This is a genomic window from Peribacillus kribbensis DSM 17871 (genome assembly GCF_000430765.1).
Classification (GTDB): domain Bacteria; phylum Bacillota; class Bacilli; order Bacillales; family DSM-1321; genus Paraperibacillus; species Paraperibacillus kribbensis.
In genome coordinates, this window is sequence record NZ_AUMQ01000036.1 from 1 (window position 1) to 15,541 (window position 15,541).

The following is a 15,541-nucleotide window of genomic DNA, read 5'->3' on the forward strand; positions in this document are numbered from 1 at the left end:
TGGCCTTTTTTAAGATCTCCACCTCCTCCTGCAATTCACGAATTTCTTTCAGATACCGCTCTTCCTTCTTGGCCAGCTCAGAAGGGGTCTGATAAGCTTCCTTGTCCTGTTTCCCTTTGTTTCTACATTCCATGACCCACTTATTCATGGTGCCATAAGGAATTTCAAGCTCTCGAGACAGTTCACTCATCTTCCTGCCTTCCTCCAGGACTAATTTAACGACGTATTCCTTGTATTCGGGTGAATAGGTTTTTCTCATTTATTAACACGCCCCTAAGATTGTTAGTTAAAGTATATAAAATTGTCCTAGTGACGTGTCCACTTTTTAGACTACCTTCAACTTTCCCCTTCCCACGCCTCAACCTGTCCGACCCGCACTGCCTCCGGACTACTTTTCCCTGCCGATCCCTCAACCTGTCCGAACCCGGACTGCACCTTGGAACTACAACCGACTCTGCGCTTCGACCCATAAAATTTCAGATGAGAAAATCAGTCGAAACAAAATCAAAAGCAGGTGGAGAACATGTTCCTAGTTCTCCACCTGCTTTATTTACGTGACTTTTTGGATCCGAAACGATCACGAAACAGTCTTCGTTTTCGCTGTTGTAACGGAAACGTTTTTGGTTGCCAGGCTCACGATTGCCAGGACAATCAGGTTGATGACCATGGCGATGATGCCGACGTTCATATCCTTAATCGCCTGCGGCAGGAATGGCAGCATCGTTCCTACGGTAGCACCTGTTATAGATACATAGGTTACGGTCGCTACGCCCACCAGGATACCAGCGAAGGCTCCCTGCTTTGTGACAAAGTTCTTCTTCAACAGGCTGCAGATGAGTGATGGGAATAGCTGTGTGACGAGACTGTAGCCCATCAGCAGCAGAGTCACCAGGGTGTTTCCGCCCTTGAAGGTGAAAAATACAGCGATAAGGGCGACAACTGGAACCAGGTACCGGGCAATTTTAGAAACCTCAGCATCTGAGACGCTCGGCCTTACTGCCTGGTATACGTTTCTAGCCAGTAGAGTCGCAGCTGCCATTAAGATCATGGAGCCCGGTACAAGAGCCGTCAAAATACCGGCAGCTCCGATGACGCCGACTACCCATGGATCAAAGGTCTGGATGGAAATCCGCAGCAGCGACAAATCGGCTTCGGGTCCAGCAAGCCCCGGTACCTGCAGGATGGCCGCAAAGCCGGCAAAAAAGACAAACAGCAAAACCAGCTGATAGATCGGCATGAAGATCGCGTTTTTTCTGAATACCTTTGCAGTCTGGGCTGAATAAATGGAACCGAATGTATGAGGCCACATATAAAAGCCCAGAGCCGTCAAAAGGACTGTTGAGGCAAACCAGGACGGGCTCATTCCTGTATCCGGAAGGGCAAGGAATCCCGGCTTGGCCTGGTCCACCGCTTCGAACATCGGCTGAATTCCGCCATAATAATGAATCGGAAGATAAATTCCTAAGAACAGGACGACCACAAGGATCAAAATATCCTTTGCTACCGCCGTCCAGGCGGATCCGTGGATTCCTGATACCATGACGTACACGGTCACAACTGCAAGGCCGATCCAGATGGCAGCCGCCGGGGAAATGGTTCCGTAGGAAGCTTCGGATACAATGATGCCAAGTCCCTTCAGCTGAAGGACGAAATACGGAATCATGGCGACCACCCCAACCAGGGAAACCAGAATCCCAAGTGAAGGGCTTTTGTATTTGCTTACGAAAAAGTCAGACTGAGACAAAAGCTTTTTCTCTTTTGCATAGCTCCAGATTTTCGGAAGAAGGAAATACGACATGATGTAGGCGAGGCATCCATACCCGATGATGTAGTAGGTCGGGCCACCCTTTCCATACGCCCAGCCGCTTCCGCCGAGAAAGGTGAAAGTGGTATAAATTTCTCCGGCCATTAAGAGGAAGACGAAGATAGTGCCGAACCCCCGGCCGCCGACCGTCCATTGTTCAAGGTCCATATCCTTTCCTTTTTTCGCTCGAATCCCAAGGAAAATGGAAAGAATCATCACAATAAAAATGATAATGAGAGCTGAATTCATTCGGCAGCACCTTCCTTATTTTTGGGATCGATAAAGTAAATGACCGTCATAATCACCGAGGTGAGCACCACCCAGATGACGCAGTAGGAGAGCAGGAACGGCATCCCAAACAGATATGGGGTAACTCTATTCACAAAATAAACGCCGATTAAAATACCTACAAAAGGAATTGCTGCCAATATTCGCATAAGACCGTTCACATTCATTGCCTCCTCTTTAATGTTTTATTGGGACAGAAGCTTGAAAGCCGCGTGCGAGAAGATCCGCACTCCTTTTTCCAAGGCATCCTCATCGATGGCGAACCGCGGATGATGATGCGGATAGACCGCTTCTTTTTCTTTGTTTCCAGCCCCGATGTAAATAAATGTCCCTGCCGCTTTTTGCTGATAAGCGGAAAAATCCTCGCCGCCCATATTCGGCTTCATTCTGTCTACGGTCTCTTCTCCGTAAACTTCCTTTACGGTTTCTTCAAGTACCGCGGTAATCTCCTTGTCATTGATCACCGGCCGGTAACCAAAGTCGTAGGTGAATTCATATTCTGCACCGTGGGCTTCTGTAATGCCTTTTACGATCCGCTCCATAGTAGCGGGCACCGATTGACGAAGATCAGCGTCAAAGGTGCGTACCGTACCAATCATCTCCACAGTTCCAGGAATAACATTATGTGTCGTGCCTGCCGTGAATTTCGATACGCTTACGACCAGATTATCAAGGGGATCCGTATTTCTAGAAACAATGTGCTGAAGATTCGTGACCACCTGTGCGCCAATGGCAATGGAATCGATGGTATCATGAGGAAGGGCTGCATGGCCTCCCTTTCCTTTGACTGTGATATAGAACGTATCCGGTGATGCCATCATCGGTCCGTATACGATGCCAATCTTTCCGATTTCAAGCGGCGCCCAGAGATGTGCCCCAATGACCGCATCCACACCATCCATGACCCCCTTGCTTACAAGCTCCTCCGCACCTCCCGGAAAAAGCTCTTCCCCATGCTGGAAAATTAAGCGGATTTCGCCTTTGATCTCATCTTTTAATTCAGCCAGGACCTTTGCTGTTCCAAGCAGCATGGCGGTATGGCCATCATGTCCGCATGCATGCATCACTCCCGGAATCTCAGATGCATATTCACTTTCGTTTTCCTCCTCAATCGGAAGGGCATCCATATCCGCCCGGATCGCAATCGTTTTACCTGGAAGTTCCCCTTTTATTTTTCCGAGGACACTTGTCGAAGTGGGTTTTGAGAGCTCAATGCCGCCAAAGGATTCGAGTGTCTCATAGACAAACTGGGCTGTCTTTGTTTCCTGGAAGGAAAGCTCCGGATGCTGATGGAGATACCTCCTCCACTTGGTCACCTCATTAGAAACTTCATCTACCAGCTGGTTAATATTAAGCGTATCTACTTTCATGTCTGACTCTCCCTTCTAGTCTGTTAAGGATTCTAATGTGTTCTTTAAAACATGCACCGCTGCCGCACAATCCTCCAAAGTGGTCCATTCGGCAGGATTGTGGCTGATTCCATCCTTGCTGCGGACAAAAATCATGGCGGATGGTATGCGCCTGCCAACGACCATGGCATCATGCCCGGCCCCGCTCGTCAGGAATACTGGATCCAGGCCACTCTGTCTTACAGCAGCTGCGATTACTTGCTGCAGAGTCTCATCCACCGGCATAGGAGAAACATTTAAGGTCTGCTCGCATTCCAGCATGATCGAATGCCTGCCAGCAATCTCTTCAGCCTTTTGGATCACTGACTGGGTCAGGGCATCCAGGCTTTCCTGAGAAATATCGCGTATATCCACAAACAGCTCCACTCTCCCTGGAATAACATTGATGCCATTCGGATGGACCGTAAGCTTGCCGACAGTGGCCACCGCTGTACTGCTCACCCTTTTCGGGAGAAAGGGAACCTCTGAAATGAACTCACCTGCAGCGGCCAGTGCATCCCGCCGGTCATCCATCGGGGTATTCCCTGCATGCCCGGCTTCACCGTGAAACTGAATCCTCAGCCAGGATGGTCCGGCAATGCCGGTCACTACTCCGACAGGCATATTTTCCTTTTCCAGTCTTTTGCCCTGTTCGATATGCACTTCAATATATGCATGAAGTTTCTCCATGTCCCGCTTGGCCTTTTGAATTCCCTCAAGCGTCAGGCCGTCCTCTTCAATTACCTGCTGAAAGGATTTTCCCTCGTAATCCACTCTATGGACTTCCTGGCCGATGTCCATCGCTCCTGTAAAAGCGCTGCTGCCAGAGAGGCCTCCATTGAATCTTGCTCCTTCTTCATCTGTGAAAATTACTACCTCATATGGCTTGTTCGGCTGAAAGTCCGTTTCCTTCCACGCCTCTGCGACTTCAAGGGCGGCAAGCACTCCGAGCGGACCATCGAAGTGGCCTCCATTCGGGACACTGTCCACATGGGAGCCAGACAGTACAGCAGGCAGGGCAGGTGTTCTTCCGGCCAGACGGCCGAAAACATTGCCGGCTCCATCGTCATACACTTGAAGACCTGCCTCGGCCATCCATTTCTTCACGAGATTTTTAGCCATCCGCTCTTCTTTTGAAAAGCCAATCCGATAGGAGCCATGCTCATCGGTCAATCCGATTTCGGCAAGCTCTGATAATCTTCTTGCAAGCCGTTCGCCGGATACACCGGAATGATCCCATTTTTGGTTATAATCGTTTAGAAGTTTGTCTAGTATAGGGCTCTTTTCAGTAATCATGTCTGCCCTCCTTCAAAGGTGTTAACTGAAATTATAGAATAATCTGTCAATAATGTGTATAGCTAAAAAAGACAAATAACCTTGTCGTTATTTGTCTGTTGCAGCCAAAGCGTTATAGATAATGAATATATTCACGCAGATACAGAGCCAGCTGGATGTCAAAAGCACCCTTCCCTTCAAGTTCGTATGGAGCGAGGAGCTTCTTCATTTTGGACAGCCGGTATTTGATGGTATTGATATGAACATAGCTCTTTGCTGCAGTCAGTGTCATATTTTGATTGCTCTCAAGATACGTAGTAAGGGTCTGGACGAGCTCCGTATTATGCTCTGCATCGTAGGCAATCAGCTTGCCGATCCGGTCTTCTACATAATCTTGAAGGTCTATCGGATCGCTTTTTAAGAACAATCGGTACATTCCGAGAGTCTTATAGGAAAGAACATTGTCTTCCATCCGGTTTAATTTACCATATTCCGTACAGCGGAGAGCATCGCGGTAGGAGCTTTGGATATCCGTGAGAGCATGAAACACTCTCCCCAGCCCTACATGGTAAACAAAGGAGGTGGTTTCCCGGATTTTTCGATAAAGCCTGGAAAAAAAGGCTGTCATCGCTTTTAATATTTCTTCCTCCCCCTTCTGGTCGTCGACGATCAGAAGGAGAACATACTCCAAATTCTTATCCTGTACGAGGACCTTATAGGAAAGAGTTTGAAGCTCGTGATTTAACATGCGGTTAAAATATTGCTTGCGGCTATTGAATTCCTGAAATGGAAGCCGCTCATTGCTGATGGTGATATGAACACATAAATAGCGGTTGTGGCCCGAAATGCCTGCAATTTTCCGCTGGGGTGCTGTAAAGGCATCGAGCTTATCATTGAGAAGCTGTTCCAGCAGGTAACCCTCATACTTGCTGAGCTCTGACAGGGCTCTTTCCTGTCCCAGCAGCTCAAGGGCAAAAAGATTGCTAGCCAGTTCAATGGCCAGGTCATCAAGGGCATCGAATTCTTCATCGCTTTCTCTGACCGCAAGGATTCCGATGGTAAACTTGTCTGTTTTAATAGGAAAGAGGCGGAATCCCTCTTCTTCCAGAGTCTCATAGGAAAGCGGCTGGTTGTGAGCCGGCTGCTGGAAGACTCCGCTATATTTCTTAACGGACTCATTTGCCTGCTTGTTGCCTTCGGGATTGGAAGACACAATAGAGTCCAGAAACTCATTAAAAAGAAATACATCCCGCTGGATCAGGCGGGCCAAGGTTGTGGTGATTTGACTTAGATCATTTTTGAAAACGGAAGCTTTGGCTAATTCAGCATGAATTTTCTTAGAACGTTCCTGCTGGGCAAAGAGCTTGGCGTTTTCAATGGCAATGGAAGCCTGTGCAGCGAAGCTTTCCAAAATCAAGAGATCCTGGCTGGTGAAGATCACCTTATCCGAAAAGCTGTCGATGGTCAGTACTCCGATGCACCCGTCTTTAGAAAGCAGCGGAGCACTGATGGTACTCATCGGAAAATAGTGAGTTTCCCCCAGTGCTTTATGAAACAGCTCCAGATTATTTGGCTTAATATTATTCATGGCCTCGGTCGTTTCATGTACATGGCGGAAAATCTGTGCTTTTTTCGTTGAGAAGGTCCTTCCCGTCATGCCCTCCTCTAGCTCCAGCTCGATCTGCTTTAGATAGTCCAGATCAAAGCCGACTCCCTCGGTAATAACGAGCTTTTTTCTCTTTTCATGGTAAATGAATAGAATTCCGGCATGAGCACCATCAATGACATTCAGCACCTCATGAATTAACTGATTCAGTACCTTGTTCAGATCCAGAGTAGATGTCAGCACCCTGGCTGCATTGATTAGACTTACTAACTGCTTACCTGATTCCACTGTGTGCCCTCTTTCATCATTTGTTAGTGCTTATTATAGTATGGCATGCAAAAAGATGACAGAAAATTTCGTTTTGTGAGTCATATGGATGTTTCTTTACAAATTTTTCAAAGTTAACATTTAGATGAATTTCTTTACAATCCCATGATTTCCGTTATTTCTCAACCATACCGGGTACATCCATAATGTGTCATTAATCGACACAAAAAAACAGACAGCAAGGAGTGCTTACAATGAAAACAAATAAGCTAAAGAAAGCAACTGCAGGGATCGCTTTGGCAGCGTTGTTTGGATCATCTGTACCTGGCATTGCAGGAGCTCATGAAATCTCCAAAGCCGATGAAAGGTACCACTCCCAGCAGGCATGGAATCATCACCATGAAGGCCACCATTACAAGTTTCAGAACAAGTACAATTTCTTAAAAAACCTAGAGCAGGGAGATAAGCTTGGGCTTTTCACAGTCGGCTCAGTTGTAAAAGGGGATGATTCAACCACCGTCTCCTTGACAGGTGATGTCAATGTCAAGGGATCCTATAATCCGCAGAACGGTCAGTTCTCTTTAAACAGATTTGGATTTAAGCATCATCCACTTAATGGGTTTAGCGGCAAAAATATTGAAATTAATAATCAGTCCGATATAGCTGGCATACTTAACGGTCAAAGCGGCTCTTCCTATGTAACTGGTACCCTGACAAACATCCAGCTGGCCGTTACGGAAAATGGACTTACCATTTCAGCTGACTTGAAAAACGTTCAAAAGGTGACAAGGTAATTTATTTAAACCATAGACCCAAAGAGGCATTCACAATGAATGCCTCTTTCCAATTTTTATAGGAAGAGAATTTGAAGCTCTTTTTTTCACTATACCTTCTGCCATCCTGTTAGTTTGGAGTTGGTTTACGACAGTTCCAAAATGGTCCAATAAAAAAGAAAATATCAATAAAGGATATTAGGACAATCTCACATACAAAAAATCCTTTAGCATCTTCCGCTCTTTCGATTGATAGGCTTGAAATAATTTATGGCTCTGATTTGGAAGGCACTGATTTCTCCAAAGAATAAACAAAAATTCACATCCTTAAAACTAGTAATCCTCAAATTTACATCAGTATAGGGTGAACGGAAAATTTCAATCAACAACAATAAAGGTAATAAAGCAAAAGAAAAAAGCAGACCTTTGTTTGGCCTGCTGATCGTAATAGGATGATCTTACTCAGTTTGATCATTTTTTACACCTTTGCTTTTGTAAGGTTTTGCACTCTTTGCTTTGTTGGCACCAGCTTTCCATCGGTTCCAGCCCTTCTTCCCTGTTCCTCTGCCCGTTCCGCTCTTACCTTTTGCTTTACTCATATAGTCACTCCATTATTCACATGTGTACTTTTCATGTCATTACTTAGTTTTATCATAAACTGCGCCCATTAACCAATTTTAGAAAGACAGGGTATAGGCTCTATGAGGTGATACTTTATTTCATACTCTCTGATATCCAGTTCTATTTGCTTTTAAGCTGGTAGATCCTCGCCTCATATGGACGCATTTCAAACGATTGAATTCCCTCTTCTTCCACTTCATAATTGGATAATAAGAGCTGCGGCTTCCTTCCTTTTAAATCTTCAGGAAGTGTAAACGTTGGAGTCTCATCGAAGAAATTCAGTATGATCAATACCTGTTCATCCTCTAATGTACGAATATACACGTAGAGATCCGGATTAAGCGGAAGCAGCAGCTTATACTCGCCATAGATGAGAGCATCCTTATGCTTACGAAGTGCAATCAGCTTTTTATAATAATGAAGAATGGAGTCCTGATCCTGCAGGTCGTTCTGGACATTGACTTCCTTGTAATTGGAATTCACCTGAATCCAGGGCTTCCCAGTGGTAAAGCCGGCATGCGGGGCAGAGTCCCACTGCATCGGTGTCCGCGAATTATCACGGCTTTTTTTCCAGATTGATTCCATGATCTTTTCCAGCGGGACTCCATTTTTTTGTGATTCATGATAATGATTCAGTGTTTCCACGTCCCGATATTCTTCAATGAGTTCAAATTTAGGATTGGTCATCCCGATTTCCTCGCCTTGGAATATGTAAGGCGTCCCTTCAAGGGTCAAAAGGAGTGTGGCCAGCATCTTGGCGGATTCTTTTCTGTATTTGCCGTCATTCCCAAAGCGCGAAACAGAGCGGGGCTGATCGTGATTGCAGAGATAATTGGCGTTCCATCCTTTCCCGTGAAGCACAGTCTGCCACTTGCTTAAAATATTTTTCAAATCTAAGAGAGTCCAAGGCTTCAGGTGCCATTTCCCCGTCCCACCCGCAGCGGCATCCATCTGCATATGCTCGAATTGGAATACCATATTGAGCTCATTCCGCTCATCCCCGATATAATCCAGTGCCTGTTCCGGTCCAAGACCAGAGGTTTCGCCAACTGTCATAATATTATATTGATCCAGTACCTCTTCATTGAGGTTTCTGAGAAGCTTATGGACTTTTTCCAGATTGGAAAAAAGAGAATACGCTCGTACATAGGGAAGATGTTCGGGATCTGGCGCGTCCGGGAGACCCACGGCTTTTACAATATGTGCTATGGCATCGAAACGGAATCCATCGATTCCTTTATCAAGCCACCAGCGGACCATATCATTGATTTGATTCACCACTTCTTCATTTTCCCAATTCAAATCAGGCTGGTGCTTGGTATAGAGATGCATATAGTATTCATCTGTTTTCTCGTCATATTCCCACACTGAGCCGCTAAAATAGGATTCCCAGTTATTCGGAAGACCGCCGTCCTTTCCTTTCCGCCAGATATAGTAATCCCGTTTGGGGCTGTCAACGGAGGAACGCGCTTCAATGAACCATGGATGTTCATCTGAAGTGTGGTTGACGACCAGGTCCATAACGATCTTCAATCCCAAAGCATGTGCCGTTTCGAGAAGGAGATCAAAATCCGCCATTGTTCCAAACTGATCCATAATTGCCTGATAATCGCTGATATCATAGCCATTATCGTGATTGGGAGATTGGTAGATCGGACACAGCCAAACCACATCCACACCCAAATCCCTTATATATTCGAGCTTAGAAATAATTCCCTGCAGATCCCCGATGCCATCCCCATTTGAATCTTTAAAGCTGATCGGATAAATCTGATACACGACTGCCTCTTTCCACCATCTTTTCTTCAAACTACATTCCCCCGTAAATTTGTTCATAAAATTTTTACCCTGGGAGATTACTATAAAACCTTCACCCATTCCAAGCACTTTTTATCGCCAAAGCGCCCTATATCATTTACAGTTAATGTAAATGATATTTCCAATAGGAGGAAGAGTGTTGAAATGGCTCCTTTCATTGATAGTATTTGTAGTCGTCCTGACAGGGTGTACTAAAGATCCTTCACCCACGTTAACTCATAACGGCAGTCTGGCCAAATCGTATCTAAACGAAAAAGGCTATATCATCCTTTCCTTTCAAGGGCAAAGCACTTACTCTTTTCCCAGGCGGGGTTTAGCTGGAAATGATCATGATCAGGATGAGTGGTCTGTCCAAAGAGTGAAGCCAGATGAGTATATAGATAAAAAAATCAATATAGAAACATTTCATGTAAAGAACCACCCACTGGATAAAATGTTTAAATCGGAAAAGGGCTATTTAGGGAAAACAAGGGTGGATGTGTGGATGTACAATGGCAAAATCATCGGAGGAACTTCGTTTCCAGTTTTAAATGAACGAGCCTCTATCGTTGGCGGTTTTTATTCACTGGATGGGAAAACAGGAGAGGAGATTCATAGAGATTATCGAGCATGGCTGAGGGAATGGCAGAAAAAATATCAGGAATAAAAACAGCTGGCTATTAACTTGTTCCTCAGAAGGCAGCAGTATATTATTCCATGTTACCGTTGGCTGCTCCTGAGTGGTGAGGACCGATGACCTCTGAAGCTCCCTCCAAGCTTTCGGGGAGAAGAATGCTGGCTCCTCCAACCAGATTGACGGGTACCGCGCAGCACTGGTTTTCACTTTATCGATGGCTTCCTCAAGCGATTTCACCATTCTCACATAAACTTTTTCCTTTGATGGTTTTGTCAAGATGCTCCACCCTGGCAGGATTTCCGAGCTCCACCTTTCCCAGTGCGACAGCCACATCCGCTGCTGTTAAGGTGTCACAACCGAAAATGCAGGAATGACAAAAGGGCAATGACCAATATACGCTTAAAAATCCTTGTCAATTGACGTGTTGATTAGCAACAATTCTTTTCGAATTTTGTAAGAAGAATTAAAATCCACAAGGGAACATACATTCTCACAGATGTTATAGTAATGTTAAAAATTGGGGGTGCTCTATGAAACTAGGTAATATTAGTATTAAAGATCTAATGGAACATTATAATGTAACGGGCTTAGGCTTGGCATTGATTGAAAATGGCCAGCTAAGCGTGGTTGAAAATTATGGTTTGAATAAAATGGGAACCTTTAATTTTGTTAAATCTGATTCGATTTTTAATGCTTGTTCCATAAGTAAGTTTTTAACAGGGATGCTAGTTATGATATTGACGGAACAGGGAATTCTTGAATTAGATGAGAATATAAATAAAAAGCTAAGATCGTGGAGAATTCCTGTTAATAAGTTCACATTACATAATAAGATTACTTTGCGTCATTTACTTAGTCATCAATCTGGAGTAGTCGATCCAGATGATAGCTTTTATGAACTTGATTCGACAGATCCGATACCTTCAATAGTTGAGTTACTAAAAGGAAAGACATCCTATTGTAAAGCACCAATTGAAGTATCTTTTGAGCCAGGCAGTGAATTTCAATATTCAGATGCTGGCTTCTGCATCATACAACAACTAATACAAGATGCGACTGGTAAGACTTTTGAAGTACTCGCAAATGAACTACTATTTAAACCATTAAAAATGGAAAACAGCTTATTCCCAAAGCTCATTTCTGAATTAACCATGAAAAACTTTTCTTATGGACATAACAAAAAAGGACAATTAATTGATGGAATATACGCCATATATCCATATCCAGCAGCCTCTGGACTATGGACAACCCCTACTGATTTAGCGAAATTGGTAATTGAATTAATTAGTTCTTTAAAAGGGAAGAGTAAAATTGGACTTTCTAAAATGAAAGCAAAAGAAATGATTAGCCCGCAAGGCTGTAAAGATTGGACTGGACTGGGGGTATTTTTAGATGGGGTAGATAAAGAACTTGAAATTTCTTCCCTTGGATGGGGAGTCGGCTTCCAATCTATGATGGTTGCCTGCCCATATCAGGAGACCGGTTTAGTTATAATGACTAATACAGATTTAGAAGTTCATCAATTGAAAGGGATAATTGGGGAAATTTATAACTCATTAACCTCTTAACTAAATGCTTTAACTTTACAGGGGTCAAAAACTCTATAAATCAGAAAAATAGCGTGCAAAGTTGTGTCAGTTTGCACGCTATTTTCATTATCCATTATATGATATGTACCTCTATACGGAAACTTTATGAATACTCTCAGCCTGCTGCTTTCTATCTAAGATCTTATTTTTTCTGCCTATCCAACCAATCCATTCTTCCCATTCATCAGCTCTGCTTTCGATAGCGGAAGGAAATCCAGCATAAGGCCCACTGTCTCATTTTGATCGTGCAGGATTCGAGTCTGATATAAACCGTCCCCCATTCCGGACTCGGAGACAATTCCTTCTCTGAATGCATAGTGGTTTTTATCGTGATTCAGGCGTGGGTTATATACTTTTTTTAAGAGCCAGCCTGCTGTTACAATGCCAGCCCGGGAAGAATCAACCGTAATCCTGGCGTAGTCTTTAAATCCTTTGGTGTCTAAGCTGCCATTTTCCAGGGATTCCTTGTGAAAGGCAAAAACACAGGCATTTTTGATTCCGGAAGCAGCATCCATGGAACGCTGCAGGACCTTCGCAACCCACAGTCCTTTTCTTGCATTTATCACTTCCGCCTGCATCCTCTTACCTCCTTCTTCATTTACTCCCAGAGGGTAGGTCGGGTCTGTGAGCATTAAATGACCATCATTCACTTCAAAAAACCCAATCTGTTTAACCGTCACCTCAATCTCTCCCTTCTTTTTGTCTATTTTCGACAGAGGGATGGTGTTTTATTCCAGAGGTTTCCCCTGAAGTTGCTGGACGAATCAATTATTTACATGATAAAGCTTTTCTGATTAGGACCATTGGCTGGCACCTTAAACTTGCTCTTATGTACCAAAGTTGCACAGAGGCAACTTTTTCGGTAAAAAAATAGTACCCTCCAGAAACTTATTCTACTTATCATCGGTAAACTTTTGACTGCTGTAATGTTGAAACACATTGTTATACTCTTCTTCACTAATAATCCCCAGGGCTTTAAAAATATAAGAATAGGCAATGATCTTTTTCCTCATACGCGGACTGTAGGGCATTTTCATTCCCTCCTTTTGTATAGTATATTCCAAGCTGTTTCTAATGTGTCACTCCTCAAAAAAGTTTCCTTTATAAAACTTTTGTTCCCCACCGTTTATAATTTCAGAGATTGCTGGTAATAGATAGCAGCCATTCCAATTACAGCGAAGAAATGATCGCTTTGTCTTTATTTATTCAGATATTTGATGACAGCCATTTCCCTGCCAAACCGGTCGCCATGATCGACAAATCCCAGACTCGCATATAAATGATGAGCTTCCTTATTTTCCGGATTGTAGCCAACTATAATTATTTGTGCATCAGGCAGCTCCGCTATTTTAGATATCACCATCTTAGTGGCTGCCTTTCATATGCCCTTGCCTTGGAATTTCTTATCCACCATGATCCGGTAGATCCAGTAACCATCGAATTCTTCTTTTTGAGAATTATACATCAAAAAGCCTGCTGTTTTATCTCCGTAAAGGATAGCATAAGGCAGTAAGAATTTATTTTTCGGCATGGACTTCTGATTATTAATTCCCAGTTTCCAATCCCAGTTCATGGTAATAAAGAATTAATTTCAAAATATTCAGTCTTCAAGTTTGCTCTTTATCTCCGCCTTTTTTAGACTAAAAATGACACTACAAACCCAGGAGGTAGACTATGAAAAGAACTTTGTCTGTTATTCTTGCTTTTACCCTTAGTTTGTTAGCTGCTGCTCCTCTTTCTTCTGTATCTGCTAAAGGACCTGTTAAGAAGAATAATTATTCGCAGGTAGATTATGGTACCGATGGGATGGTGGCTACGGCACACCCTCTTGCTTCAAAGGCCGGTGCTGATATCCTGAAAAAAGGCGGCAATGCGGTTGATGCAGCCATAGCTATTCAGTTTGCGCTGAATGTGGTCGAACCAATGATGTCTGGAATCGGCGGCGGTGGTTTTATGATGGTCTATGATGCCAAGACAAAGAAAACCTCCATCATTGACAGCCGGGAACGGGCCCCAAGCGGCGCCAGGCCAAATATGTTCCTTGATGAAAAGGGACAGCCCATACCATTTGAGGAGCGTGTCGAGAGCGGAACTTCCGTTGGTGTACCAGGTACGCTGAAGGGGCTTGAGGAGGCTCATGACAAATGGGGATCAAAGCCCATGGCGCAGCTGGTTTCCCCCGCCATCAACCTGGCGGAAAAAGGATTCAATATTGACTCAGTTTTGGCAAAGTCCATTGCCGACAGCAAGGACAAGCTTTCTAAAAGTGCCGCTAAAAACGTCTTCCTCCGCGGGGGTAAACCATTGAAAGAGGGAGACAGACTCGTCCAAAAGGATTTGGCAAAAACATTTAAGCTGATTCGTGCTCAGGGCTCTGACGCGCTCTATCACGGAGAAGCCGGCAGGAAACTAGCAAAGACAGTACAGGATAAAGGCGGTTCGATGAAGTTCAGCGATTTGAATAAATACGACGTCACTGTCGACCAGCCAATTTGGGGAGATTATAAAGGGTATAAGATCGCAAGCATGCCTCCTCCAAGCTCAGGCGGTGTCTTCCTTCTTCAAATGCTGAAGATTCTGGACGACTTTCATCTTTCTCAATATGGCGTCCGTTCCTGGCAGAAATATCATCTCCTGGCAGAAACGATGCATCTGTCCTACGCGGACCGTGCAGCCTATGCCGGTGACCCCGAATTTGTGAATATTCCTTTAAAAGGTCTCCTGGACCCCCGCTATATTAAGGAACGTCAATCGCTGATCAGCATGGACCATTCCGCTAAAACTGTAAAAGCGGGAGATCCATGGAAATATGAAACCAGCAACCCGGATTATGCTGTCGTTCCTCAAAACGATGATAAAAAAATCGGGCAGACCACTCATTTTACCGTAGCGGATAAATGGGGCAATGTGGTTTCATATACGACTACAATTGAACAGGTTTTCGGCAGCGGCATCATGGTTCCCGGCTATGGTTTCATGCTGAATAATGAACTGACGGATTTCGATGCTGTTCCAGGCGGAGCAAACGGAGTTGAACCAAACAAGCGCCCGCTCAGCAGTATGACGCCGACGATCGTCTTTGAAAATAACAAGCCAGTATTGACCGTCGGGTCTCCAGGAGGACCAACGATCATCGCTTCTGTGCTGCAAACCATCCTTCATTCTTTAGAATATAATATGGAACTCAAGGCAGCCGTAGAAGAGCCAAGAATTTACACGAATAAACCAGGTTCTTACCTGAGAGAAAAAGGAATATCCCCGGATACCATCAGCATGCTGAACAAGATGGGGCATGCATTTGGTACCGATGAAGCCGAGATTGGAAATGTACAAAGTATTCTCATCAATCAAAAAGAGGGATATTTTAAGGGTGTTGCCGACTCAAGCCGGAATGGCGCGGCGATAGGAGTGAATGATAAAGGCCATAAACCAAATAAAAAATGATATTAAAGCGTGGATTCGTTCTGAATTCACGCTTTTTTGCTGAAATCCATAC

16 protein-coding genes and 1 pseudogene are annotated in these 15,541 nt (G+C 44.3%); 5 read left to right on the forward strand and 12 right to left on the reverse strand.

Translation table 11 applies throughout. The annotated features are described in order from the left end of the window. From H539_RS0107410 to H539_RS0107435, 6 genes are all read right to left on the reverse strand, one after another. Nucleotides 1–259, reverse strand: a 259-nt coding sequence (locus H539_RS0107410; protein WP_026692994.1) for a transposase, incomplete at its 3' end; no start/stop codon positions are given. Between the two features lie 318 nt (nt 260–577). Next, nucleotides 578–2,053 (reverse strand): sodium:solute symporter family protein, encoded by a 1,476-nt coding sequence (locus H539_RS0107415; protein WP_026692995.1) that lies wholly within the window; start codon nt 2,051–2,053, stop codon nt 578–580. Continuing rightward, a complete protein-coding gene (locus H539_RS0107420) occupies nt 2,050–2,241 on the reverse strand; it encodes a DUF3311 domain-containing protein (RefSeq protein WP_245602142.1) in 192 nt (63 codons plus the stop codon). The genes H539_RS0107415 and H539_RS0107420 overlap by 4 nt, the downstream gene beginning before the upstream one ends. Before the next feature lie 36 nt (nt 2,242–2,277). Then, nucleotides 2,278–3,462: a M20 family metallopeptidase gene (locus H539_RS0107425; RefSeq protein WP_026692997.1), complete on the reverse strand. Its 1,185-nt coding sequence runs from the start codon at nt 3,460–3,462 to the stop codon at nt 2,278–2,280. Nucleotides 3,463–3,477: 15 nt separating this feature from the next. Further along, nucleotides 3,478–4,776, reverse strand: a complete 1,299-nt coding sequence (locus H539_RS0107430; RefSeq protein WP_035322129.1) for a Zn-dependent hydrolase — start codon at nt 4,774–4,776, stop codon at nt 3,478–3,480. Between the two features lie 112 nt (nt 4,777–4,888). Continuing rightward, complete coding sequence (locus H539_RS0107435) at nt 4,889–6,649, reverse strand: helix-turn-helix domain-containing protein (RefSeq protein WP_026692999.1); 1,761 nt, start codon at nt 6,647–6,649, stop codon at nt 4,889–4,891. A 233-nt stretch (nt 6,650–6,882) separates the two neighbouring features. On the opposite strand from H539_RS0107435, the gene H539_RS0107440 reads away from it, so the two are divergent. Beyond that, entirely contained in the window at nt 6,883–7,422 is a 540-nt protein-coding gene (locus H539_RS0107440) for a hypothetical protein (RefSeq protein ID WP_026693000.1), read from the forward strand. Nucleotides 7,423–7,462: 40 nt separating this feature from the next. Beyond that, nucleotides 7,463–7,764: pseudogene (locus H539_RS30655) on the forward strand (PH domain-containing protein); the annotation flags it as partial. A 95-nt stretch (nt 7,765–7,859) separates the two neighbouring features. Here H539_RS30655 and H539_RS30660 read toward each other — a convergent pair. Both H539_RS30660 and H539_RS0107450 read right to left on the reverse strand, forming a co-directional pair. Then, the gene (locus tag H539_RS30660; protein WP_081415809.1) at nt 7,860–8,000 is read right to left on the reverse strand and encodes a DUF3934 domain-containing protein; all 141 of its coding nucleotides are present in this window, start codon (nt 7,998–8,000) and stop codon (nt 7,860–7,862) included. 142 nt (nt 8,001–8,142) lie between these two features. Next, complete coding sequence (locus H539_RS0107450; RefSeq protein WP_026693001.1) at nt 8,143–9,831, reverse strand: glycoside hydrolase family 13 protein; 1,689 nt, start codon at nt 9,829–9,831, stop codon at nt 8,143–8,145. A gap of 148 nt (nt 9,832–9,979) precedes the next feature. Here H539_RS0107450 and H539_RS28035 point away from each other — a divergent pair, with 148 nt between their 5' ends. After that, nucleotides 9,980–10,486, forward strand: coding sequence for a hypothetical protein (locus tag H539_RS28035; protein ID WP_051348488.1), 507 nt, complete (start codon nt 9,980–9,982; stop codon nt 10,484–10,486). 500 nt (nt 10,487–10,986) lie between these two features. Next, a complete protein-coding gene (locus H539_RS0107465; protein WP_026693002.1) occupies nt 10,987–12,024 on the forward strand; it encodes a serine hydrolase domain-containing protein in 1,038 nt (345 codons plus the stop codon). Nucleotides 12,025–12,200: 176 nt separating this feature from the next. Here the strand turns inward: H539_RS0107465 and H539_RS0107470 are convergent, their stop codons facing one another. The 4 genes from H539_RS0107470 to H539_RS33285 form a co-directional block, all read right to left on the reverse strand. Then, nucleotides 12,201–12,725, reverse strand: a complete 525-nt coding sequence (locus H539_RS0107470; RefSeq protein ID WP_026693003.1) for a hypothetical protein — start codon at nt 12,723–12,725, stop codon at nt 12,201–12,203. Between the two features lie 213 nt (nt 12,726–12,938). Then, nucleotides 12,939–13,076 carry a hypothetical protein gene (locus H539_RS31370; protein WP_155889962.1) on the reverse strand — a complete coding sequence of 46 codons (138 nt, stop codon included), beginning with the start codon at nt 13,074–13,076 and terminating at the stop codon, nt 12,939–12,941. Between the two features lie 167 nt (nt 13,077–13,243). Beyond that, a complete protein-coding gene (locus H539_RS33280) occupies nt 13,244–13,408 on the reverse strand; it encodes a hypothetical protein (RefSeq protein ID WP_342664002.1) in 165 nt (54 codons plus the stop codon). 15 nt (nt 13,409–13,423) lie between these two features. Further along, a complete protein-coding gene (locus H539_RS33285; protein ID WP_051348489.1) occupies nt 13,424–13,618 on the reverse strand; it encodes a GNAT family N-acetyltransferase in 195 nt (64 codons plus the stop codon). 101 nt (nt 13,619–13,719) lie between these two features. Here H539_RS33285 and ggt point away from each other — a divergent pair, with 101 nt between their 5' ends. Beyond that, the gene (gene ggt, locus H539_RS0107485; protein WP_026693004.1) at nt 13,720–15,489 is read left to right on the forward strand and encodes a gamma-glutamyltransferase; all 1,770 of its coding nucleotides are present in this window, start codon (nt 13,720–13,722) and stop codon (nt 15,487–15,489) included. The last annotated feature ends 52 nt before the right edge of the window (nt 15,490–15,541 follow it).